Annotated in this window: 21 protein-coding genes; 16 read left to right on the top strand and 5 right to left on the bottom strand. The window is 62.3% G+C overall.

What is annotated here, in order from left to right:
* The first annotated feature begins 126 nt into the window (after nucleotides 1-126).
* The 4 genes from J3R84_RS17380 to ispG all read left to right on the top strand — a co-directional run bounded on the left by J3R84_RS17380 (nucleotide 127) and on the right by ispG (nucleotide 3,949).
* Nucleotides 127-909 carry a DeoR/GlpR family DNA-binding transcription regulator gene (locus J3R84_RS17380; protein WP_025425234.1) on the top strand — a complete coding sequence of 261 codons (783 nt, stop codon included), beginning with the start codon at nucleotides 127-129 and terminating at the stop codon, nucleotides 907-909.
* Nucleotides 906-1,292: a glyoxalase/bleomycin resistance/extradiol dioxygenase family protein gene (locus J3R84_RS17375; protein ID WP_025425233.1), complete on the top strand. Its 387-nt coding sequence runs from the start codon at nucleotides 906-908 to the stop codon at nucleotides 1,290-1,292. Before J3R84_RS17380 ends, J3R84_RS17375 begins: the two co-directional genes overlap by 4 nt.
* Nucleotides 1,293-1,322: 30 nt before the next feature.
* Nucleotides 1,323-2,507: an MFS transporter gene (locus J3R84_RS17370; protein WP_203528728.1), complete on the top strand. Its 1,185-nt coding sequence runs from the start codon at nucleotides 1,323-1,325 to the stop codon at nucleotides 2,505-2,507.
* Nucleotides 2,508-2,695: 188 nt separating this feature from the next.
* On the top strand, nucleotides 2,696-3,949 hold the full coding sequence (gene ispG, locus J3R84_RS17365; RefSeq protein ID WP_025425231.1) for a flavodoxin-dependent (E)-4-hydroxy-3-methylbut-2-enyl-diphosphate synthase: 1,254 nt from the start codon (nucleotides 2,696-2,698) through the stop codon (nucleotides 3,947-3,949).
* A gap of 103 nt (nucleotides 3,950-4,052) precedes the next feature.
* On the opposite strand, the gene J3R84_RS17360 is transcribed toward ispG, so the two are convergent.
* The 3 genes from J3R84_RS17360 to J3R84_RS17350 form a co-directional block, all read right to left on the bottom strand.
* Entirely contained in the window at nucleotides 4,053-4,694 is a 642-nt protein-coding gene (locus tag J3R84_RS17360) for a LysE family translocator (RefSeq protein WP_203528729.1), read from the bottom strand.
* 99 nt (nucleotides 4,695-4,793) lie between these two features.
* Nucleotides 4,794-5,849 carry a histidinol-phosphate transaminase gene (gene hisC / locus J3R84_RS17355; protein WP_025425229.1) on the bottom strand — a complete coding sequence of 352 codons (1,056 nt, stop codon included), beginning with the start codon at nucleotides 5,847-5,849 and terminating at the stop codon, nucleotides 4,794-4,796.
* 3 nt (nucleotides 5,850-5,852) lie between these two features.
* Nucleotides 5,853-6,767 (bottom strand): polyprenyl synthetase family protein, encoded by a 915-nt coding sequence (locus J3R84_RS17350; RefSeq protein WP_025425228.1) that lies wholly within the window; start codon nucleotides 6,765-6,767, stop codon nucleotides 5,853-5,855.
* Between the two features lie 172 nt (nucleotides 6,768-6,939).
* Here J3R84_RS17350 and mtgA point away from each other — a divergent pair, with 172 nt between their 5' ends.
* The 4 genes from mtgA to J3R84_RS17330 all read left to right on the top strand — a co-directional run bounded on the left by mtgA (nucleotide 6,940) and on the right by J3R84_RS17330 (nucleotide 9,425).
* Nucleotides 6,940-7,686: a monofunctional biosynthetic peptidoglycan transglycosylase gene (gene mtgA, locus J3R84_RS17345; RefSeq protein ID WP_025425227.1), complete on the top strand. Its 747-nt coding sequence runs from the start codon at nucleotides 6,940-6,942 to the stop codon at nucleotides 7,684-7,686.
* Nucleotides 7,687-7,864: 178 nt separating this feature from the next.
* A complete protein-coding gene (locus J3R84_RS17340; protein WP_203528730.1) occupies nucleotides 7,865-8,512 on the top strand; it encodes a glutathione S-transferase family protein in 648 nt (215 codons plus the stop codon).
* 159 nt (nucleotides 8,513-8,671) lie between these two features.
* On the top strand, nucleotides 8,672-8,857 hold the full coding sequence (gene rpmF / locus J3R84_RS17335; protein WP_025425225.1) for a 50S ribosomal protein L32: 186 nt from the start codon (nucleotides 8,672-8,674) through the stop codon (nucleotides 8,855-8,857).
* Nucleotides 8,858-9,023: 166 nt separating this feature from the next.
* Nucleotides 9,024-9,425 (top strand): hypothetical protein, encoded by a 402-nt coding sequence (locus J3R84_RS17330; protein WP_025425224.1) that lies wholly within the window; start codon nucleotides 9,024-9,026, stop codon nucleotides 9,423-9,425.
* A 67-nt stretch (nucleotides 9,426-9,492) separates the two neighbouring features.
* On the opposite strand, the gene phaR is transcribed toward J3R84_RS17330, so the two are convergent.
* A complete protein-coding gene (gene phaR / locus J3R84_RS17325) occupies nucleotides 9,493-10,071 on the bottom strand; it encodes a polyhydroxyalkanoate synthesis repressor PhaR (RefSeq protein ID WP_025425223.1) in 579 nt (192 codons plus the stop codon).
* Nucleotides 10,072-10,294: 223 nt separating this feature from the next.
* Between phaR and J3R84_RS17320 the strand changes: the two genes are divergently transcribed.
* From J3R84_RS17320 to J3R84_RS17285, 8 genes are all read left to right on the top strand, one after another.
* Nucleotides 10,295-11,476 carry an acetyl-CoA C-acetyltransferase gene (locus J3R84_RS17320; protein WP_203528731.1) on the top strand — a complete coding sequence of 394 codons (1,182 nt, stop codon included), beginning with the start codon at nucleotides 10,295-10,297 and terminating at the stop codon, nucleotides 11,474-11,476.
* Between the two features lie 13 nt (nucleotides 11,477-11,489).
* Nucleotides 11,490-11,849: a hypothetical protein gene (locus J3R84_RS17315; RefSeq protein WP_025425221.1), complete on the top strand. Its 360-nt coding sequence runs from the start codon at nucleotides 11,490-11,492 to the stop codon at nucleotides 11,847-11,849.
* 17 nt (nucleotides 11,850-11,866) lie between these two features.
* A complete protein-coding gene (locus J3R84_RS17310) occupies nucleotides 11,867-12,592 on the top strand; it encodes a beta-ketoacyl-ACP reductase (RefSeq protein ID WP_025425220.1) in 726 nt (241 codons plus the stop codon).
* A gap of 700 nt (nucleotides 12,593-13,292) precedes the next feature.
* Nucleotides 13,293-16,286, top strand: coding sequence for a DEAD/DEAH box helicase (locus J3R84_RS17305; protein WP_063997122.1), 2,994 nt, complete (start codon nucleotides 13,293-13,295; stop codon nucleotides 16,284-16,286).
* A 7-nt stretch (nucleotides 16,287-16,293) separates the two neighbouring features.
* The gene (locus tag J3R84_RS17300) at nucleotides 16,294-16,707 is read left to right on the top strand and encodes an RNA-binding S4 domain-containing protein (protein WP_057210875.1); all 414 of its coding nucleotides are present in this window, start codon (nucleotides 16,294-16,296) and stop codon (nucleotides 16,705-16,707) included.
* Nucleotides 16,708-16,908: 201 nt separating this feature from the next.
* Complete coding sequence (fdxA, locus tag J3R84_RS17295) at nucleotides 16,909-17,247, top strand: ferredoxin FdxA (protein ID WP_025425217.1); 339 nt, start codon at nucleotides 16,909-16,911, stop codon at nucleotides 17,245-17,247.
* Nucleotides 17,248-17,659: 412 nt separating this feature from the next.
* Nucleotides 17,660-18,229, top strand: coding sequence for a CarD family transcriptional regulator (locus J3R84_RS17290; RefSeq protein ID WP_025425216.1), 570 nt, complete (start codon nucleotides 17,660-17,662; stop codon nucleotides 18,227-18,229).
* A 333-nt stretch (nucleotides 18,230-18,562) separates the two neighbouring features.
* A complete protein-coding gene (locus J3R84_RS17285) occupies nucleotides 18,563-19,429 on the top strand; it encodes an RNA polymerase factor sigma-32 (RefSeq protein WP_025425215.1) in 867 nt (288 codons plus the stop codon).
* A 293-nt stretch (nucleotides 19,430-19,722) separates the two neighbouring features.
* Here the strand turns inward: J3R84_RS17285 and J3R84_RS17280 are convergent, their stop codons facing one another.
* Nucleotides 19,723-21,234 (bottom strand): M48 family metalloprotease, encoded by a 1,512-nt coding sequence (locus tag J3R84_RS17280; protein ID WP_025425214.1) that lies wholly within the window; start codon nucleotides 21,232-21,234, stop codon nucleotides 19,723-19,725.
* Between the last annotated feature and the right edge of the window lie 335 nt (nucleotides 21,235-21,569).

Here is a 21,569-nt window from a genome sequence, read left to right as displayed (position 1 = left end):
GAAACACGCGCCTGTCGGCAAATCTGGCCCTTTTCGATTTTGTCGCCGGATCGCGGTTGAAATCGCTTTCAAAATTCGCTATGCACATTTACATCGATTCATGCACGTTTATGCACGATTGGCCAAATGTCCACGGAACTCCTTCTTCGCGAACGAAAGACACTCATCCAGGAACGGCTGAAGGCCGACGGCCGGGTGCTGGCGGCCGACCTTGCCGCCGAGTTCCGGGTCTCCGAAGACACGATCCGGCGCGATCTGCGCGAGATGGCCGCGGCCGGCCTGTGCGAGCGGGTCTATGGTGGCGCGTTGCCGCTTGCGCCAAGCGCCCTGTCGCTCAGCCAGCGCGTGGCGATGGCGCCGGAGCGCAAGGCCGCGCTGGCGCGCGCCTCGGTCGGCTTCATAGCGCCCGGTAGCACGGTATTCCTCGACGCCGGCTCGGCCAATCTTGCTATCGCCCAGCGTATCGAGCCGGACCTGAAGGCGACCATCGTCACCAACACGCCGTTGATCGCCGCCGCCTTGATGGAGAAGCCGGGCATCGACCTCATTCTCGTCGGCGGCCCACTCAACCGCGCCGTTGGTGCTGCCGTCGGCGCGCGGGCGCAACGGGATATCGAACAGCTTCGGCCCGACCTTTGCATCCTCGGCACCTGCGGCGCCGATGCTGATGCCGGCCTGACGGCGATCTTTTTCGAGGACGCCGAGTTCAAGCGGCTGATCGCATCGCGCAGCCGCGCCCTGCTTGTCGCCGTTACCAACGACAAACTCGGCACGGCCGCATCCCACGCGGTTGTCGGCATCGACCAGGTGACGACGCTGGTGCTGGAGGCCGACGCGCCGGCGCACCACGTCGCCGCCTTCGAGGCATCTGGGACGACCGTGATCATGGCTGGAGGGAGCGAACGATGAGCATCGCGCATGTGGCTCTTTGGACCAGGGATCTGGAGGGGGTCGCGTCCTTCTGGTCGCGTTTCTTCGGCGCGAGCGTCGGAGACGCCTATGAGAGCCGGCGTCGTCCGGGGTTTCGCTCCCGCTTTCTGACCTTTGGCGATGGGCCGGCAATCGAAATCATGGAGGGGCCTTGGGTGGCTCCGGCCGAGCCCGAAGGCGTCGAGCGTACGGGGCTCGCGCATGTAGCCCTGTCGCTCGGCAGCGGAGCGGCGGTCGACGCGATGGCGGCCCGGGCCTCGGTTGAGGGCATTCTGGTATCGCAGGCGCGGTGGACGGGCGACGGCTTCTACGAGGCGGTGCTTCGCGACCCCGACGGCAATCTGATCGAAATTACCATTTGAGCCGGCGGCTTCCGGCATAGAGGCACAATCATGGACCAACGTTCCGCTCCCACCGCCGTTCGGCAGGGTTACATGACCCGCGACCGGCTTGCCGTGTCGCTGCTCTTCCTGATGAACGGCTTCGTCACCGGAAGCTGGGCACCGAAGATCCCCGAATTCAAGGATCGGCTGGGCATCAGCGAAAGCGTGCTCGGCCAGCTCATCCTGATGTTCGGCGTCGGCTCGCTGGTGCTGATGCCGATCGCCGGCGGCTTTATCGCCCGGGTCGGCTCGCAGAAGGTCGTCAAGGTCACCGCCATCCTGCTGTCGCCGCTGCTCCTGCTTTTGACGCTGCTGCCGAATGTCTGGGCCGCTGCCGTCGGCATGTTCCTGCTCGGCGGCTTCGTCGGCGCGATGGACGTGGCGATGAACGCCAATGCGGTCGAGGTCGAAAAATCGATGCGCCGCGCCATCATGTCCTCCTGCCACGCCTATTGGAGCCTCGGCGGCCTGATCGGTGCCGGCATTGGCGGCTTCCTGATGGCGCGCTTCGGCGTTCTGCCGCACGTCATCGTCGTGACCTTGCTCAGCCTGGCAGTGCTCGCGATCGCCTGGCCGATGATCCTGGCCGACAAGCCGCACCCCGCCGCCACCAAGGAAAAGCTGCGCCTGCCGATGACGCCGCTTCCCTGGCTGATCGGCATCATGGCGCTGTTTTCGATGGTGCCGGAAGGAACCGTGCTCGATTGGGGTGCGCTCTATCTGCGCAACGAACTCGGCGCTTCGGTCGAACTGTCCGGCTTCGGCTTTGCCGCCTTCTCTGCGACGATGGCGACGATGCGTTTTGCCGGAGACCATGTGCGTGATCGTTTCGGCGCCAAGCGGACGCTGCGCATCTGCACGGTCACAGCGCTTGTCGGCATGGTGCTGGCGGGCCTCGCGCCGAATGCCTACCTCGCCATCCTCGGTTTTGCGATTGCCGGGATCGGCATTTCCAACATGGTGCCGATCGCGTTTTCGGCCGCCGGCAACATGCCGGGCCTGCAGCCGGGTATCGGCCTCTCGGTCGCAACCTTCATGGGCTATTCCGGCATGCTGTTCGCACCGTCGCTGATCGGCTTCGTCGCCGAACATACAGGCTTTGCGATCATCTTCGCCTCGGTGCCGGTGCTGTTCATCGTCGTGCTGATGCTGTCGCACCATGCCGTTCATGCGGACCATGGAAAGGGCCATTGAGGTCGGGCGCCTGCCATCAAATCGCCGTCAGGGCATGATGTCGCCGTTGACAACGATGCTTTCCTCATCCACCTGATGGACGAAAAGCAGGAGCGGAACGGGAAAACCCATGCGGGTTTCCGTCTGCATCCCGCGCTGAAACGATGAGACCAGGTCACCGGCGTGACCTGGGGGACCAAGAGGCCTTCATGTCTGCCGCCTTTGATTTTGATCCGCAGCCCCGCCGCGCGTCCGTCGCCGTCGATGTCGGCGGAGTCATAGTCGGCGGCGGTGCGCCGGTGGTCGTCCAATCGATGACCAATACCGACACCGCCGATATCGACGGAACGGTGGCGCAGGTGGCGGCGCTTCACAAGGCCGGCTCGGAGCTGGTGCGCATTACCGTCGACCGCGACGAAAGTGCGGCTGCGGTGCCGAAGATCCGCGATCGGCTCGAGCGCCTCGGCCTCGACGTGCCGCTCGTCGGCGATTTCCACTATATCGGCCACAAGCTGCTTGCCGACCATCCGGCCTGCGCCGAGGCGCTGGCGAAGTACCGCATCAACCCGGGCAATGTCGGCTTCAAGGACAAGAAGGACAAGCAGTTCGCCGAGATCGTCGAGATGGCGATCCGCTACGACAAGCCGGTGCGCATCGGCGTCAACTGGGGCTCGCTCGATCAGGAACTGCTGACGCGGCTGATGGATGAGAACCAGGCGAACGGGTTTCCGCTGACGGCCCAGCAGGTGACGCGCGAGACGATCGTGCAGTCGGCGCTGCTTTCGGCCGAACTTGCCGAAGACATCGGCCTGCCGCGCAACCGCATCATTCTTTCGGCCAAGGTGTCGGGTGTTCAGGACCTGATCGCCGTCTATGCCATGCTGTCGACGCGCTCGGACCATGCGCTGCATCTCGGCCTCACCGAAGCCGGCATGGGCACCAAGGGCATCGTTGCCTCGTCGGCCTCGCTCGGCATTCTCATGCAGCAGGGCATCGGCGACACAATCCGTATTTCGCTGACGCCGGAGCCCGGCGGCGACCGCACCCGCGAGGTGCAGGTGGCGCAGGAACTGCTGCAGGTCATGGGCTTCCGCCAGTTCATTCCCGTCGTTGCCGCTTGTCCCGGATGCGGCCGCACGACGTCGACGGTGTTTCAGGAGCTCGCCCAGAAGATCCAGGACGACATCCGCCGCAACATGCCGGTCTGGCGCGAGAAATATCCGGGTGTCGAAGGCCTCAAGGTCGCGGTCATGGGCTGCATCGTCAACGGCCCCGGCGAAAGCAAACATGCCGATATCGGCATCTCGCTGCCCGGCACCGGCGAAACGCCGGCCGCACCCGTCTTCATCGACGGCCAGAAGGCGATGACGCTGCGCGGCCCCAACATTGCCGGCGATTTCGAGACGCTCGTTTCCGACTATATCGAAAAGCGTTACGGCCAGGGTCAGGCCGCGGCCGAATAGAGCGTTTCCGGTTTAAGCGGAATCACACAAGTGCTCTGTTTCTTTGTTTCTACGCATTTCCTGACGGAAAACCGCTTCACACTTTTCCTGGAAATGCTCTAGCTCAGAGCCGCGTCGTCAGCAGTTTCAATCCTGCGAAAGCGAAGAAGCCTGCCATCAGGCTCTCGATGATGCGTCGCGACTTGAGATAGCCGCGATGCACCGGCGGCAGCGAGAACACGATCGCAAAACCGCAGAAGGTCACGAGACCGAGCAGCATGCATCCGGCGATGAAGGCGGCGGTCACGGCCGTCGGCGCGCCGGCGGGCATGCCGAGCGAGACCAGCATGATCCCGGAGAAAATCGCCTTGGGATTGGTCAGGTGGATGCCGAGCCCCTTGAGATAGTGCTTCTTCAGCAACGCCTGTGGTTGGCCCGGCATCGCCTTTGGGGGCGCATGTCCGCGCATGGCGGCGCGTAGCGCGTTGTAGGCGAGCCAGAACAGGTAGCAGGCGCCGGCGATCTTCAGGACGATCAGCGCCTGTCCGTAAGCGCCGATGAGCGCAGAAAGGCCGGATGCCGTTAGCATCGCCCAGGTGTAGCTGCCGGACAGTACGCCGAAGGCGAGCGCCAGGCCCGCCTTGCGCCCCTGGCTGATCGAGGTGGTGATGATTGCAAGCACCGCCGGACCTGGCGATGCGGTCGCAATCATATAGGCCGTCCAGGCGACCGCGAGTTGCGAAAGGTATGGCGACAGGTCGAACATGGAGAGGGCTCCGGCGTGGATCGCCGGACCTTAGCGAATGTGTCTTTCGCGGCCAAGTGCCTGAGCCAAGTCTGAGAGCCCCCGTCTCGGGACCAGATCTCAGAGAATGTCGTCGAGCGCTTCGATCAGCCGGGCGCATTCGGCATCGGTGCCGATGGTGATGCGCAGGAAATCGGAGATCCTGGGCTTGGCGAAATGGCGCACGAGCACGGCACGCTCACGCAGCGCCTGCATCAGCGCGTCGCCGGAATGGCCGGGATGGCGGGCGAAGACGAAGTTTGCCTGCGATGGGAGGACCTCGAAACCGCGCTCGGCGAGTTGACCGGTGAGGCGTTCACGGGATGCCATGATTTTCTTGCGGGTCGTTTCGAACCAGGCTTCGTCTTCGATCGCAGCGGTCGCTCCTGCCTGGGCCGGGCGGCCAAGCGGATAGGAGTTGAAGCTGTCCTTCACCCGCTCCAGCGCCTCGATCAGCGGCCGCTGACCGATGGCGAAGCCGACGCGCAGGCCCGCGAGCGCACGCGACTTGGAGAAGGTCTGGACGACCAGCAGGTTTTCGTATTTCGGCACCAGCGCGATCGCCGACTGGCCGCCGAAGTCGATATAGGCCTCGTCGATGACAACTGGCTGATCCGGGTGGGCGGCAACGAGCCGCTCGATTTCGGCAAGCGGCAGGCCGATGCCGGTCGGCGCATTCGGGTTTGGCAGGATGATGGCGCCGCAGGACCTGTCGTAATCGGCTAGATCGATGCGGAATTGAGTGTCGAGCGGGACTTCGACGGCATCGATCGCAAACAGCCGGGCGTAGGTCGAATAGAAGCTGTAGGAGATGTCGGGATAGAGCAGCGGGGCGTCGTGCTTCAACAGCCCGGCAAAGATGTGGGCCAGGACCTCGTCCGAACCATTGCCGACGAAGACCTCGCCGGCGGTGACCCGGTGACGGGCCGCGATCGTTTCACGCAGGCGGAGCGCCAGGGGGTCGGGGTAGAGCCTGAGATCGCTGTTGGCCGCTGCGGTGATTGCGCTCAGAACCTTGTCCGAAGGGCCGTAGGGGCTCTCGTTGGTATTGAGCTTGACGAGGTTGGCGATGCGCGGCTGTTCGCCTGGCACATAGGGCTTGAGCGTCGAAACGATGGGCGACCAGTATTTGCTCACGATTCAATTCCTGCGATTGGCGATGAAGCGGGCGGTTTCGGCAAGGATCGACGAGCGCTCGCCATAGGGTTCGAGCAGCGCCTCTGCCTCCGCCACCAGTTGTTCCAGCCGGGTCTCGGCCCAGGCCTGTCCGTGGAGCGCGACGAGCGTGCCCTTGCCGCGTGCGGCATCCTTGCCGGTTGCCTTGCCCATGGTCTCGGCGTCGGCGGTGAGGTCAAGCAGGTCGTCGGCGAGCTGGAAGGCAAGGCCGATCTTTTCGCCGAAGCTGCGCAGACGGTGACGGTCGTTCGCGTCTGCTCCGGCGACGATCGCGCCCGCCTCGCAGGCAAAGCGCAGAAGCGCGCCTGTCTTCATCGCCTGAAGGGTGACGATGCCGGCTTCGTCGGGAGTGGATTTCTCCGCCGCAAGGTCGAGCGCCTGTCCACCGGCCATGCCGCCATGGCCGGCAGCACGCGCCAGCGCGAGGACAAGCGCCGCCTTCTGTGCGTCGGCAAGCGGCGTCTCCGGCGATGCGATGATGTCGAAGGCGAAGGTCAGCAGGCTGTCGCCGGCAAGGATCGCAGTCGCCTCGTCGAAAGCCTTGTGTACGGTCGGCTGGCCGCGCCGGATGTCGTCGTCGTCCATCGCCGGCAGGTCGTCATGGACCAGAGAGTAGCAGTGGACGCATTCGAGCGCCGCACCGACCCGCAGCGCTGCATCGAAGCGTCCGCCCAGCAGGCTGGCGCATTCGATCACCAGAAACGGGCGCAACCGCTTGCCGCCGTTGAGGACGCCGTGACGCATCGCGCCGAGCAGGTTTTCCGGGCGGCCGATCTCGTCGGGTTCGATGCTCAAACCCAGCAGGCGCCCCAGCAGCGTCTCGATCGCGAGCGCGTTGCGTTTCAGTTGGGTCTCGAAGGTCGGTGTTTCCTGTCTCATGAGCGCTCTTTGACATGCGCGAAAGGCGCTTTCAACGGGCTTTCGTGTCGCGGCAGTGCGCTTTGTCGAGGACAGACCTGTGAGTGCCTTGCCTTTTGCCAGAAAGCCCGTTCAACTTTGCCAGCCCATGCACTAAGAGAAACGGATGGACAGAGAGGTGGACAGTCAGGCCGTGGACATCGTTCCCGAGGCGCGTGAGGAGGGCGATATGCCCGCCAGTCGCTGGTCGTCCCTCCGTCGGACGTGGCGCCTGCATCGCCGTCGCATCATTTTCGTCGTTCTTGGCCTGTTGCTTCTGCCCTATGCGCTGATTGCGCTCTATCTCATCGACTTCATTCGCCCGGTTTCGACGCTGATGCTGCGCGACCTCGTGCTGCTGCGCGGCTATGACCGACAGTGGGTCGAGTTCGACAAGATAGCGCCGGTGCTGGTGCAATCGGTGATGATGTCGGAGGATGGCCAGTTCTGCATCCACGACGGCGTCGACTGGGGGCAGATGCGGGGCGTGGTTGAGGATGCGCTCGATGGGGAATCGACGCGCGGCGCCAGCACCATCCCGATGCAGACGGTGAAGAACCTCTTCCTCTGGAACGGCCGCTCCTTCGTGCGCAAGGCGATGGAACTGCCGCTCGCCATCGCCGCCGACTTCGTCTGGAGCAAACAGCGGATGATGGAGATCTACCTGAATGTCGCCGAATGGGGTGACGGTATCTACGGCATCGAGGCTGCCGCCCGCCACCATTTCGGCGTTTCCGCCGCCAAGCTTTCCAGGCGCCAGGCCGCTCTTCTCGCCGTGTCGCTGCCCAACCCGAAAGAGCGCAACGCCGGAAAACCGGGGCGCGGACTGAAACGCCTGGCATCACTGATCGAGCGCCGGGCCAGCCGATCGGGCGGATACATCACCTGCCTTTATGATTGAGATGACGCCTATTCATTGGTCCTGATGCTCGCCGTGGCCTACTGCATGTTTCCTTAAATCCTATTCGATTTAAGGATAAAAACATGCAGCAGTTCAAAGTGCTACAGCGACCTTTGCGCGTCTAATAAGACGCGCGGCGCTGTAATGGTTGCAGCAGGGTGCATAGGGAGATCCAATCTTGAACAAACTCGTCCTTTACGTCGGCAACAAGAACTATTCGTCCTGGTCGCTGCGACCGTGGCTGGCGCTCGAAGCCTCAGGCATTGCCTTCGAGGACGTGGTCATTCCCTTCGATTTTGCGACCGGAAACCCGAAGCTGCGGGAAATCTCGCCGACCGGGCGTGTGCCGCTTCTCGAGCATGGCGACGTCAAGATCTGGGAGTCGCTGGCGATCATCGAATATGTCGCCGAACTGTTTCCGGATGCCGGGCTTTGGCCGGCAGACCAACAGGACCGGGCGCGGGCGCGCAGCTATGCCTGCGAAATGCTCTCCGGCTTTCGTGCCTTGCGCAGCGCCTGCCCGATGAACATTCGCCGGCAGAAACAGACGCTTGGGGTTTCGGGCGACGTGCGCGCCGATGTCGCCCGCATCGAGACGATCTGGGCCGACGCGCTCGCGCGCTCCGGCGGTCCGTTCCTTTTCGGGTCGTTCACGGCTGCGGATGCGATGTACGCGCCTGTGGTTAACCGCTTCGACGTCTACAATCTCGTTAGCGACCCCACGACGTTGGGATATATGGAGCGAGTAAAGGCGCATCCGGCATCCCGGAAATGGGAAGCGGCCGCACGAGCGGAACCGTGGATCGTTGCCGAGGAAGAAGTCTGATTCGACTTCCTTGCGAGGAGGAGTCGAAAAATTGCGCTCGGGGACTGGTCAAGCGGCAGTTCGCCATGTATAAGCGCGCCAAATTTCCGTGATTAACATCTGTTTTATACGGCCATTTCGGCTGCTGAACAGTGTTTTGCCCGATAAGTGGAGAATGAAATGGCTGTACCTAAAAGAAAAACGAGCCCGTCCAAGCGTGGCATGCGCCGTTCTGCTGACGCCCTCAAGACGCCGACCTACATCGAAGACAAGAACTCCGGTGAACTGCGTCGCCCGCACCACATCGACCTGAAGACCGGCATGTACCGTGGTCGTCAGGTTCTGACCCCGAAGGAAAGCGCATAAGCGCTGACATTGGCGGACCGAGTTAAAGGGCTGGCTTTGCCAGCCCTTTTCTTTTGCATGCCTGACATCTTCTCGACGGAGAGGTTGGTATTAAGTCGGCGTGGTGATCTCTGGCGTCACGTGGCGCATGTAGCGATCACTCATTGAAGAGGGAGCGCATTTGTTCATGCTTGCCGCCATTCCATTGCTGATCCTGCCCTTTGCCATCTACAACCTTGCCATGCTCGGCCTTTTCGGCGGCACGGCTGGCCTCGGTGCCGGCGTGATGTCGCTGTCCATGCTGTCCGGCGCGACATGGGCCATGAGCTTCGGCGATCTCCTGATCGTCGTGGCCTTGCTTCTGCTTTTCGTGGAAATTCTCAAGGCGACCCGCACCGGCACGCGGGCGCTGATGGACCATCTGTTGTCGATGGTGCTCTTCATCGCGTTCCTGGTCGAGTTCCTACTGGTCGCCCCGGCGGCCACACAAATCTTCTTCATCCTGATGACGATCAGCTTCATCGACGTCATCGCCGGCTTCTCCGTGTCGATGCGATCGGCCGGCCGGGACGTTTCAATCGGTCTTTGAAGCGGACTGAAGAAGAACGCTCACATCGCCGCGTGCCGATGAGGACCGCGGCGCCGTCGCGATACGCTCAGCCGAGATTGTCGAGCTTGGTCTGAAGGGCGCGCAATTGCTCCTTCAACTCGTCGATATCCTTGGCTTCCGCCTTCTTGGTCTCCTTGACCGGAGGCGAGGCGATGAACGGCGAAAACATCTGCATCGCCTGATGGAACATCTCTGTGTTGCGCCGAACCTGCTCCTCGACCAGTTGCAGCGGCGCCTGCAGGTTCTTGCCGAGCGGCGTGTCGCCGAAGGCCTTGTTGATCTGCTCCCGCATCTGCACCTGCTGCTCGGTGAAGGCCTGCATCGAGTGCTCGAGATAGCTCGGCACGACCATCTGCATCTGGTCGCCGTAGAAGGAAATCAGCTGGCGCAGGAACGAAATCGGCAGCAGCGTGTTGCCGGTCTTGGATTCCTGCTCGAAGATGATCTGCGTCAGAACCGAATGGGTAATGTCTTCGCCTGATTTGGCGTCCTGTACGGTAAACTCCTCGCCCTTCTTCACCATCACGGCCAGGTCGTCGAGCGTGACGTAGGTGCTGGTCCCGGTGTTGTAGAGCCGCCGGTTCGCATATTTCTTGATTACGATCTGGCCGTCGTTCTTCGCCATCAGGCTCTCCTCATTACCCGCGGTCCGTCTTTTTCTACTTTTCAGAGTATCCGCAAACGAATGCCGCTGACAATGTCTTTGTGCGATGCGGCGACGCAAGTGCGAAATCTCGCGGTCGGCAGGGGATGACGGTTTTGCGGCAGTGCATCAAGGCGTTTGACTTGCGCCCCGCGCTTTGCCAGTCTGCTGTCGTCACGCAAGAAAATCTGAGGAAACGTCCCCCATGAGCAATCCCTCCATCGTGATCGCCAGCGCGGCACGTACCGCCGTCGGATCCTTCAACGGTGCCTTCGGCAACACACCGGCCCACGAGCTTGGCGCCGCCGTCATCAAGGCGGTACTCGAACGCGCCGGCGTCGAGGCGAACGAGGTCGATGAAGTGATCCTCGGGCAGGTGCTGCAGGCAGGCGAAGGCCAGAACCCGGCGCGCCAGGCCGCGATGAAGGCGGGCATTCCGCCAGAAAAGACCGCCTGGGGCATGAACCAGCTTTGCGGCTCGGGCCTGCGCGCAGTCGCGCTCGGCATGCAGCAGATCGCATCCGGCGATGCAGAAATCATCATTGCCGGCGGCATGGAGTCGATGTCGATGGCACCGCATTGCTCGCACCTGCGTGGCGGCGTGAAGATGGGCGACTTCAAGATGATCGACACGATGATCAAGGATGGCCTGACGGACGCCTTCTACGGCTACCACATGGGTATCACCGCGGAGAATGTCGCCCGTCAGTGGCAGCTGACCCGCGAGGAGCAGGATCAGTTTGCGCTGGCGTCGCAGAATAAGGCCGAGGCCGCGCAGAAGGCGGGCCGCTTCGCTGACGAGATCGTTCCGTTCGTCGTCAAGGGCCGCAAGGGTGACGTCATCGTCGATCAGGACGAATATATCCGCCATGGCGCGACCATCGACCAGATGACCAAGCTGCGTCCGGCCTTCGACAAGGAGGGAACCGTGACCGCCGGCAACGCATCCGGCCTCAATGACGGTGCCGCCGCCACCCTGCTGATGACCGAGGCAGAGGCCGCCAAGCGCGGCATTCAGCCGCTCGCGCGCATCGTTTCCTGGGCCACGGCCGGCGTCGATCCGCAGGTGATGGGCACAGGCCCGATCCCGGCATCGCGCAAGGCGCTGGAGAAGGCCGGCTGGGCGATCGGTGATGTCGAACTCGTCGAAGCCAACGAGGCCTTCGCGGCACAGGCCTGCGCGGTCAACAAGGACCTCGGCTGGGATCTGTCGATCGTCAACGTCAATGGCGGCGCGATTGCGATCGGACATCCGATCGGCGCGTCCGGCGCCCGCGTTCTCAACACGCTGCTGTTCGAAATGAAGCGCCGCGGCGTTTCCAAGGGCCTTGTGACCTTGTGCATCGGTGGCGGCATGGGCGTCGCCATGTGCGTCGAGCGTCTCTGACCGGCCCGACCGCATGCGTCATGTCAGCGGGTTGATCTTTTCGGTCCTGTTTGTCGCTTCGTCGGCGAACCAGGGTCATGCGACATCTCCGCCGTTCGAACAGGCAAAAGTGGTCCAGTGCATGCTGGACCACACGACTGTCGATGACGAGACCGTTTTCAAGAACCTGATGATCGCTGCCCTCAACGACGACAGCGGCAGTGTCAAATCCTACGTCGTCCAGATGAGCAGTCTGTTGATGAACCTCGCGCTGACCAAGTGCGAGGTCGGAATGTCCATGCTCGCTGATCCGCAATTTCAGGCTGCGGCCAGGATCTACGGGCAGCATATGGGCGAAAAATTGATGAAGAAGGCCTTTGATAAACTGAATTAATCAAGTGGGAGGCGAGCATGAGCAGGGTAGCATTGGTTACGGGTGGGTCACGCGGCATTGGCGCCGCGATTTCCATCGCGCTGAAGAATGCAGGATACAAGGTTGCTGCCAACTACGCCGGCAATGACGAGAAGGCGCAGGCGTTCAAGGAGGAAACCGGCATCCCGGTCTACAAGTGGGATGTCTCCAACTATCAGTCCTGCGTCGACGGCATTGCCAAGGTCGAGGCCGACCTTGGGCCGATCGAAGTGCTTGTCAACAATGCCGGCATCACCCGTGATGCCATGTTCCACAAGATGACCCCGGAGCAATGGGGCGAGGTGATCAACACCAACCTGACCGGCCTGTTCAACATGACCCATCCGGTCTGGACCGGCATGCGGGACCGCAGCTTCGGGCGGGTGATCAATATTTCGTCGATCAACGGCCAGAAGGGCCAGATGGGGCAGGCGAACTACTCGGCCGCCAAGGCCGGTGATCTCGGCTTCACCAAGGCACTCTCCCAGGAAGGGGCTGCCAAAGGCATCACTGTCAATGCCATCTGCCCGGGCTACATCGGCACGGAGATGGTGCGGGCGATACCGGAAAAGGTTCTCAACGAGCGGATCATTCCGCAGATCCCGGTCGGTCGTCTGGGCGAGCCGGAGGAGATTGCCCGCTGCGTGGTTTTCCTCGCATCCGACGATGCCGGCTTCATCACGGGGTCGACGATCTCCGCCAATGGCGGACAGTTCTTCGTCTGATCCTGTTATCGCCCGCACTTTCGACGGCGCTCCGTTTGGGGCGCCGTTTCATTTTTATTGCCTGCTCGGTTCAAAGACAGAAGGTTAATGGCGCACCGGAATCTGTCCGCAAGTTGGAGAAAGCCGGTTTCTGGCCTGTTGTTTGCCGTGCGTCGACATACCATATGTTGTGGAGAACGAATGTGGAACGCAGTGATGTCTGTGATTCGTCGTCGATTCGTTCCGGCTTTGGTCGATGTGTTAACGCAGCGATTCCCATTCCCTGATTCCGGCGAATCAGCCTGATTCTTCGGTTAAAATTTCCTAAACTTTCCAGAGTCTTGGATTCCGAATCCTTTGCCACCTTTAATGCTTCGGCAACCCAGATTAACGCTCGGGGTGCACGGCGCACGCGCTGCCAGAGACCTGATTCAGCATGTGGTGCAATATTGGCAGTTGCAATCTATATGTAGCCGTGAACATACAGTGAATCGAGTGGAGTCAGCGATTCGTCGCCGATTCGTTCCGTGGCTGTTCCGAACCTTAATTTCGCACGTCCAGATATGGTGGTGCGGGCAGGCGCTGGTTTGCCGGGAAATGGTTTTAGTTGCCGGCGCCCCTTGCGTTTGCCGCGGTGCGTGGGCATGTGTTTGCCGCCGGCGCGTAAAGGCGCCTCTTATGTTCTTGAATGCCCGGGATCGATGACGTGTCCGTTCACCCCATGATCCTGAGCGGCCGCGGCGTCACCGCGGTGCTCGGGCCAACCAATACCGGCAAGACGCATTATGCGATCGAGCGCATGATCGCGCACGATAGCGGCGTCATCGGGCTGCCGCTGCGGCTGCTCGCGCGCGAGGTCTATACGCGTGTTGTCGAAAAGGTCGGCCATCACAACGTTGCGCTGATCACCGGCGAGGAAAAGATCACCCCACATCGCGCCCGCTACTCGGTCTGCACGGTCGAGGCGATGCCGCGCGAAACGACGGCGTCCTTCGTGGCGATCGACGAAGTGCAGCTCGCCGGCGATCTCGAGCGTGGTCACATCTTCACCGACCGGCTGCTCTATCTGCGCGGCCGCGGCGAGACGCTGCTGCTCGGGGCCGCGACGATGCGGCCGATCCTCGAACAATTGTTGCCGGGCATCACCGTCGTCGAACGCCCGCGCATGTCGCAGCTGCTCTATGCCGGGTCGAAGAAAATCACCCGCCTGCCGCATCGCTCGGCCATCGTCGCCTTTTCGGCAGACGAAGTCTATGCGATTGCCGAGCTGATCCGCCGTCAGCGCGGCGGCGCTGCCGTCGTGCTCGGGGCGCTGTCGCCGCGCACGCGCAATGCCCAGGTCGCGCTCTATCAGGAAGGCGACGTCGAGTTTCTGGTGGCGACCGATGCGATCGGCATGGGATTGAACCTCGACGTCGACCATGTCGCCTTCGCACAGGACCGCAAGTTCGACGGCTACCAGTTCCGCAACCTCAATCCGGCCGAACTGGCGCAGATCGCCGGGCGTGCCGGGCGGCACCTGCGCGATGGCACGTTCGGCGTCACCGGCCGGGTCGATCCGTTCGACAACGAGCTGGTGCATCGCATCGAGTCACATGAATTCGATCCGCTCAAGGTGCTGCAATGGCGCTCCAAGGCGTTTGACTATGCGTCGCTTGCCGCGTTGAAGCGAAGCCTGGATGCCGCCCCGACAATTCCGGGGCTTGCGCGCGCTCTACCTGCGGTGGATCAGCAGGCGTTCGAACATTTGTCGCGCTATCCCGAAGTGGCCGATCTGGCGACGACGCCGGACCGGGTCGAAAAATTGTGGGAAGCCTGTGCATTGCCGGATTATCGCCGCATTACACCGGCTCAACACGCCGATCTGATCTCCACGATCTACGCCGATCTTGTCCGACGTGGCGCCGTGAACGAAGATTTCATGGCCGAGCAAGTCCGTCGGGCGGATTATACCGATGGTGAGATCGACACACTTTCGGCGCGAATCGCGCAGATCAGAACCTGGACCTATGTGTCGAACCGGCCCGGATGGCTTGCCGATCCGACACACTGGCAAGAAAAGACGCGGGAAATTGAAGATCGATTGTCCGACGCACTACATGAACGGTTGACGAAACGCTTTGTTGATCGCAGGACATCTGTGCTCATGAAGCGCCTGAGAGAGAATGCTATGCTGGAAGCTGAAATCAGTGTGAATGGTGACGTCTTCGTTGAAGGCCATCACGTAGGACAACTAACCGGTTTCCGGTTTACGCTGGCGACCGGCGGAGACGGACCGGATGCCAAGGCCGTGCAGGGTGCTGCGCAGAAGGCGCTGGCGCTCGAGTTCGAAGCGCGTGCGGCGCGTCTGCACGCCTCCGGCAATGGCGACCTTGCGCTATCGTCCGACGGACTGGTGCGTTGGCTCGGCGATCCCGTGGCTCGGCTTGCGGCCAGCGACCATGTCATGCGTCCGCGCGTCATCCTGCTTGCCGACGAGCAGCTGCAGGCCAATGCGCGCGAGCATGTCGTCGCCCGCATCGAGCGTTTCGTGAACCATCATATCGGCACGGTGCTGAAACCGCTTGACGATATCTCGCGCGCCGAGGATCTCGAAGGCCTCGCCAAGGGGCTGGCATTCCAGCTCGTCGAAAATCTCGGCGTGCTGTTCCGCCGCGACGTCGCCGAAGAGGTGAAGTCGCTCGACCAGGACGGTCGCGCCTCGATCCGCAAGTATGGCGTCCGCTTCGGCGCCTATCACATCTTCCTGCCCGCGCTGTTGAAGCCGGCTCCGGCCGAGCTCATTACGCTGCTCTGGGCGCTGAAGAACGATGGCCTCGACAAGGCTGGCTATGGCGATCTGATCCCGATGCTGGCCGCTGGCCGCACCTCGGTCGTTACCGATCCCTCGTTTGAGCGGACGTTCTACAAGCTCGCGGGCTTCCGTTTCCTCGGCAAGCGTGCCGTTCGCATCGACATCCTCGAGCGTCTGGCGGATCTCATCCGTCCGCTGCTGCAGTGGAAGCCGGGTGCGCAGCCGCGTCCCGAAGGCGCCTATGACGGCCGTCGCTTCACCGCGACGACCTCCATGCTCTCCATTCTCGGCGCAACGCCTGACGATATGGAAGAAATTCTCAAGGGGCTTGGCTACCGCGCCGATAGCGTGAAGGCCGAGGATGCCGCAGCGTTCCTGGCAAGCCAGGGCGTGGCGCCTGCAGCCCCGGCCGAGGCGTCCACGGAAGCTGCCGCCGACCACGACGATGCGGATGCAAGCGGTGAAGGCGAACCGGCGGCTGAAACCGAGGCACCTGCCTCCGTCGAGCCGGCGACTGCCGAAGGCGAAGCTGCCGCTCCCCAGGCAGCCGCGGAAGAGGGTGCCGAGGCTGCCGAAGCCAAGCCGGTTCTCCTCTGGCGTCCGGGCACCCGCCAGGACAATCAGCGCCAGGGTGGCCGTCACCAGGGCGATCAGCGCCGTGGCGGTCCGCGCCAGGGGCAAGGCCAAGGCCAGGGCGAGGGACGCGAAGGCGGCCGCAAGGCCGGCGCACCGGCCCGCGGCAAGCGGCACGACGGCAAGCCCGAGGGTGGCCAGCGGCAGGATCGCCATGATCGTCACGATCGCGGCGGCAAGCCGAACGCGGCCAAGTTCGAGGCGCGCCCGCCGCGCAAGGAGAAGCCGATCGATCCGGATTCGCCCTTTGCCAAGCTTGCCGCTCTCAAGGAGCAGATGAAGAAGTAGGAACGCCATGGAGAAACAGTCTGCGTCCAACCCGGCATCGCGCCAGCGTCTCGACAAATGGCTGTTCTTCACGCGCCTGTTGAAGTCCCGCTCGCTCGCCCAAAAGGCGATCGAGGCGGGGCACGTCACTGTCAATGACGAACGGGTCAAGCAGTCCTCCTTCCAGGTGAAGGCGGGCGATGTGCTCGCTGTGTCGCTCGAGCGGCGCGACGTGATCGTGCGTGTGCTTCTGCCCGGCGAACGACGCGGCCCTTTCGATGAGGCGCGGCTGCTCTACGAGGACCTGACGCCGGCGGAGCCGCGGGAAAAGCTCTCGGCTTTTGACCTCGCGACGCGTGAGCCGGGGGCGGGGCGACCCACCAAGAAAGAGCGGCGCGAAACCGACCGGTTGAAGCCCGGTTTCAATCCGCTCGACGATTAGAAAACTCTGCCTTCAGCGCGGCGTTTTGCGCATTGAATATTCTTGCAAAGGGTCCATAAAGCCTTTACCTGACAACCCACGTTGAGTGCATCGGTCTTGCTTCGGCAGCTATGCGCGCCGGACATTCCTAGCATGCGCGGACATGAGCATCACCATTGATTGCGGTCCGCCATCAAACGTGAGCATTGGCTGGAGTACCTCATGACGTATGTCGTGACCGACAATTGCATTCGCTGCAAGTACATGGATTGCGTTGAAGTCTGCCCGGTGGACTGCTTCTACGAAGGCGAGAATTTTCTCGTCATTCATCCCGATGAATGCATCGATTGCGGCGTCTGCGAGCCGGAATGTCCTGCCGAGGCCATCAAGCCAGACACCGAGCCGGGCCTCGATATGTGGTTGAAAGTGAACGCTGATTTTGCCACCAAGTGGCCGAACGTCACCATCAAGCGCGACGCGATGCCGGAAGCCAAGGAAATGGACGGGGTCGAAGGCAAGTACGAGAAGTACTTCTCTGCCGAACCCGGCCAGGGCGACTGAGGCGCTCGGCCTCGGTCCGTGCGCCGAGGCTGGCGAGACGATAATGACCCCGGCGTCAAATCTGGGGAAAATCAGGCTCCGCCCTCGCATCTGCGAGAATGGCGGCTTGATGGCTGCCATGCAGCAAATTATTGATTTCCGCAGTTTTTTGTGATAGGGTCCTTCTACTGATCCACAGAGGGTGTTTTTGCGCGCCCGAAAACCTCACGAAAGCAAACGATCTCCACAGCGCGGTTTTTCCAGATACGCACCGTTGCGTCTCTCTATTGTGACCGCGTTTGATGGGATTGTTTGGGTTCCTTTGGACGGACCAGGATGGACCCACCCGGCGGTATCCCCGTCTATCCCGGGCCTCACTGACCCGGCCCCGGCCAAGAATGGCCGGGTGCGAAACAGGGAGTTTTTGAAACGAATGACGACCCAGCAGAAAAAATCTTCGACACGCCACGGCTTCAAGACCGGTGAATCGATTGTCTATCCGGCCCATGGCGTCGGACAGATCGTCGCTATCGAGGAGCAGGAAGTTGCCGGCATGAAGCTTGAGCTTTTTGTCATCGATTTCGAAAAGGACAAGATGCGCCTGAAGGTGCCGGTCGCCAAGGCCGTCAGCATCGGCATGCGCAAGCTCTCGGAGACCGATTTCGTCGATCGCGCGTTGAAGGTTGTGCAGGGCAAGGCTCGCGTCAAGCGGACCATGTGGTCGCGCCGCGCACAGGAATACGATGCCAAGATCAATTCCGGCGATCTGATCTCGATCGCAGAAGTCGTGCGCGACCTCTACCGCGCAGAAAACCAGCCGGAGCAGTCCTATTCCGAACGCCAGCTCTATGAAGCTGCCCTCGACCGCATGGCGCGCGAAATCGCGGCCGTGAACAAGATGTCCGAGACCGAGGCTGTTCGCCTGGTCGAAGCCAATCTTAACAAGGGTCCGAAGCGCGGCAAGGCGATCGAAGAAGACGACGCCCAGGACGAGGCAGCTTAAAGAGCGCCAGTCCCATACCATCACGACAAGACAAAGCCCGGCCATCGCGCCGGGCTTTTTCGTTTGCAGCTTTTTCGTCGGGGCGAGGGAACTTTTCTCGCCGGCGCGCATTTATCAAAGCCGGCAGGGATGCGCCGCCTTCCTGCCGGGGCGATCTGGGTGCTCTGATCTTCTGTCAGAATTCAGCTTCGTAGTTTGGAAGTAGGGCGCTGCACCGGTTCTTCAAGCTTCGGTGTCGTCGCACCAGCCGCCGTCGGCGTCGGTCGGGTCCTTCCGTCCGGCCCTTGGACTTCACCCGTTAGCGGCGTCCAGGCGCCCGCCATGGAGCGATCGATGAGGACTCTCACAGCAGACAGGCGCATGATCAAGATTGCGATGGAGGCGCCTTATCTCGAGCGTGAAGAAGAACACGCCCTGGCCACGGCCTGGCGAAACGATCACGATCAGGACGCCCGCAACAAGATCGCCATGTCGCATATGCGGCTGGTCATTTCCATGGCGGCAAAATTCCGCAATTTCGGCCTGCCGATGGGCGATCTCGTTCAGGAGGGGCATATAGGCCTGCTCGAAGCCGCCGCGCGCTTCGAGCCCAGCCGTGAAGTGCGCTTCTCGACCTACGCGACCTGGTGGATCCGTGCCTCGATGCAGGACTACGTTCTGCGCAATTGGTCGATCGTTCGTGGCGGCACCAGTTCGGCGCAGAAGGCGCTGTTCTTCAATCTTCGCCGGCTGCGCGCGCGGCTTGCCCAAGGCGATCGTCAGCTCACATCGCAGGCTATGCATGAGGAAATTGCCGCCGCACTCGGGGTCAGCATTGCCGACGTCCAGACCATGGATGCCCGCCTTTCCGGCAGCGACACCTCGCTGCAGGCACCGGTCGGTGGGGCGGATTCCGATGGGGGAGAGCGCCTCGACTTTCTCGCAAGCGACGCGCCGCTGCCTGACGAACAGGTGAGCGACATGATCGACGGCGAGCGTGCCCGCATCTGGCTGCACGACGCCATGGGTGCGCTGACCGAGCGCGAGATGCGGATCATCCGCGCACGACGTCTGTCAGAGGAAGGCGCAACGCTGGAGGAGCTCGGGCTCGACCTCGGCATCTCCAAGGAGCGGGTCCGCCAGATCGAGACGCGGGCGCTTGAAAAGCTCAGGGCGGCGCTGGCAACCAAGGCTCCGGCGCTGACATCGGTCGTGCACTGAAGCATTTTCGGGAGACGTGCCTACAGCGCCGCGCGTCTTATTAGACGCGCTAAGGTCGCTGTAGCACTTTGAATTGCTGCATGTTTTTATCCTTAAATCGAATAGGATTTAAGGAAACATGCAGTGGGTGGCCATCCCGTCCATAGGACGGGTGAACACGTGATGACGCAGTTGCACGTTCGCGCCGGAAACCTCAACGCGTCAAACGCGCGTCGGGCACGGCAAGCGATTTCGCATCTTTGACACGAAGACATAAGACGGCGTCGGACTGAATGGTGCGGCGCCGTTGGCGTTTATTCGGAAATGATCTTCACCCGGTCGCCCGGCTTGATGGTCGAGGTCACCTGCATGGCGTTGATCAGCCGGAACAGATCGAGCTTGCGGTCGGTACCCATCATCCGGGCCGACAGCATGGCGATCGTCTCTCCGGGCTTGACCACGGCGACGCGGATGCGCAGCGGCTTCAGCGACTGTGCTTCGGCCGGCGTCATCTTGCGGAACGTTGCGCGCAGCTGGTTTGCCGTCGGCTCCAGCGCGCGCGACCCTTTTGGAACGGCAGTCAGGAAGCGGTAGATGCGGTTGTCGATGCGCACGACCGTGACGTCGAAGTCCCAGCGATCGGCAGACGCGCGGGCCGTTGCGGCCTCAAGACCGTTGACGCTGATCGGACGGATGGTATCGGGCTGCAGGCCGGTCACCCAGCCGCTGGCGATGTAATCCGTCAGGCTCTTGCGGGCCGTATCGGCGATGCCGTCGAAACGGATCGCCACGTCGCCGGGGCCGGTTGCCAGGACCGCTTCTGCCTTGTTGTCGATCTGGAAGCCGGTCGGCACGTCGAAACGAATGCCGAGCTGGCCATGCATGAAGGTCTGGCCGCGGACATAGCCTTCCTGCGGGCTGTCGCCATAGAGCAGGCCGTCGATGCCGGCGAGATAATAGTCGCGCCCGCGGTCGCCGCTGGTGCCCTCGGCGCCAAACGCGCGCGCGTGCCGGCGCGCGAGATCGACGCGCTGCGGGGCATTCGGGTGGCTCGATAGGAAGTCGAGGCTCTGGTCTGCTTCCGGATCGACCGCGGAGAAGCGGCTGTAGGCGGCCATGGAATCGAGGAAGCGTGCCGCCGCATAGGGGTCGTAACCGGCCTCGCCCAGCATGCGCACGCCGATGACGTCAGCCTGGAGCTCCTGGTTGCGGGAGAAGGCGGCCAGACGCAGCTTGCCGCGCGCCAGTGCCTGCTTGCCGGCGAGATCCGAGGACAGCACCTCGGAGACGACGCGGCTGGCGATGACTTCCGCCTCTTCGCGCTGCTGGCGCTCGATGCCATGGTTGGCGGTGACGTGCGCCATTTCATGCGACAGCACGGCCGCAACCTCGGACGCGTCATTGGCAAGCGCAAGCAGGCCGCGGGTGACATAGAGATAGCCGCCGGGCAGCGCAAAGGCGTTGATCGCCGGGGAATTGAGAATGGTGATGCGGTAGGACTGCTGCGGGTTTTCCGAGACGGCCGTCAGGGCGCCGGCGATGCGGGCGACCAGCCGCTCCGTCTTTGCGTCCTTGTACTCCCCGCCGTAGCTCGCGACGATGCGCGGGTGTTCGCGCGCGCCGAGCTGGGCACGGGGGTCGTTCTTCTGGACTTCGTCGACGATCTGCGGATTGGAGGACGGCGATACGGTCGGCTCGTAGGTCTGCTCGATCACCGACTGGCAGGCGGAAAGCAGCGTCGTCGCAAGCAATGCAACCACAGCACGTGTCCGGAGGCCTCCGCGCTTGGGCGGGAACCGGTCGTTTCTGACTGTATGACTTTCCATGCCTCAGCCCGTTTCCCGTCCAACGCCACCCCACAACAGGGACTCGGGCGGCGTTGAAAGTCTTACTTTTTCAGCCGGATACGTCCGATCCGGGAAGAGTATTCCAGCCCTGGTCTTGCTGTATCTGATTTCAGCGCCACCTGCCTAGTTTACCCCGGTAGAAATAGTTGCCCCGTGGTATCACGGCAACGGATACGCGAATATTCGTGACGCTCCGGCCGGACAATCCGCGCGTCGCATGGCGCGGCGGTCAAATTGTGGCGGAGTACCACGCGCGCTAGAGCATTTCCGGTTTAGACGACGTCGCGGAAACGCTCTATCTGCCTGTTTCCACG

The sequence above is a fragment of the Ensifer canadensis genome, from assembly GCF_017488845.2.
Lineage (GTDB): Bacteria > Pseudomonadota > Alphaproteobacteria > Rhizobiales > Rhizobiaceae > Ensifer > Ensifer canadensis.
Note: the sequence above shows the minus strand (reverse complement) of the source record. Positions and strands in the feature narration are given on the sequence as shown.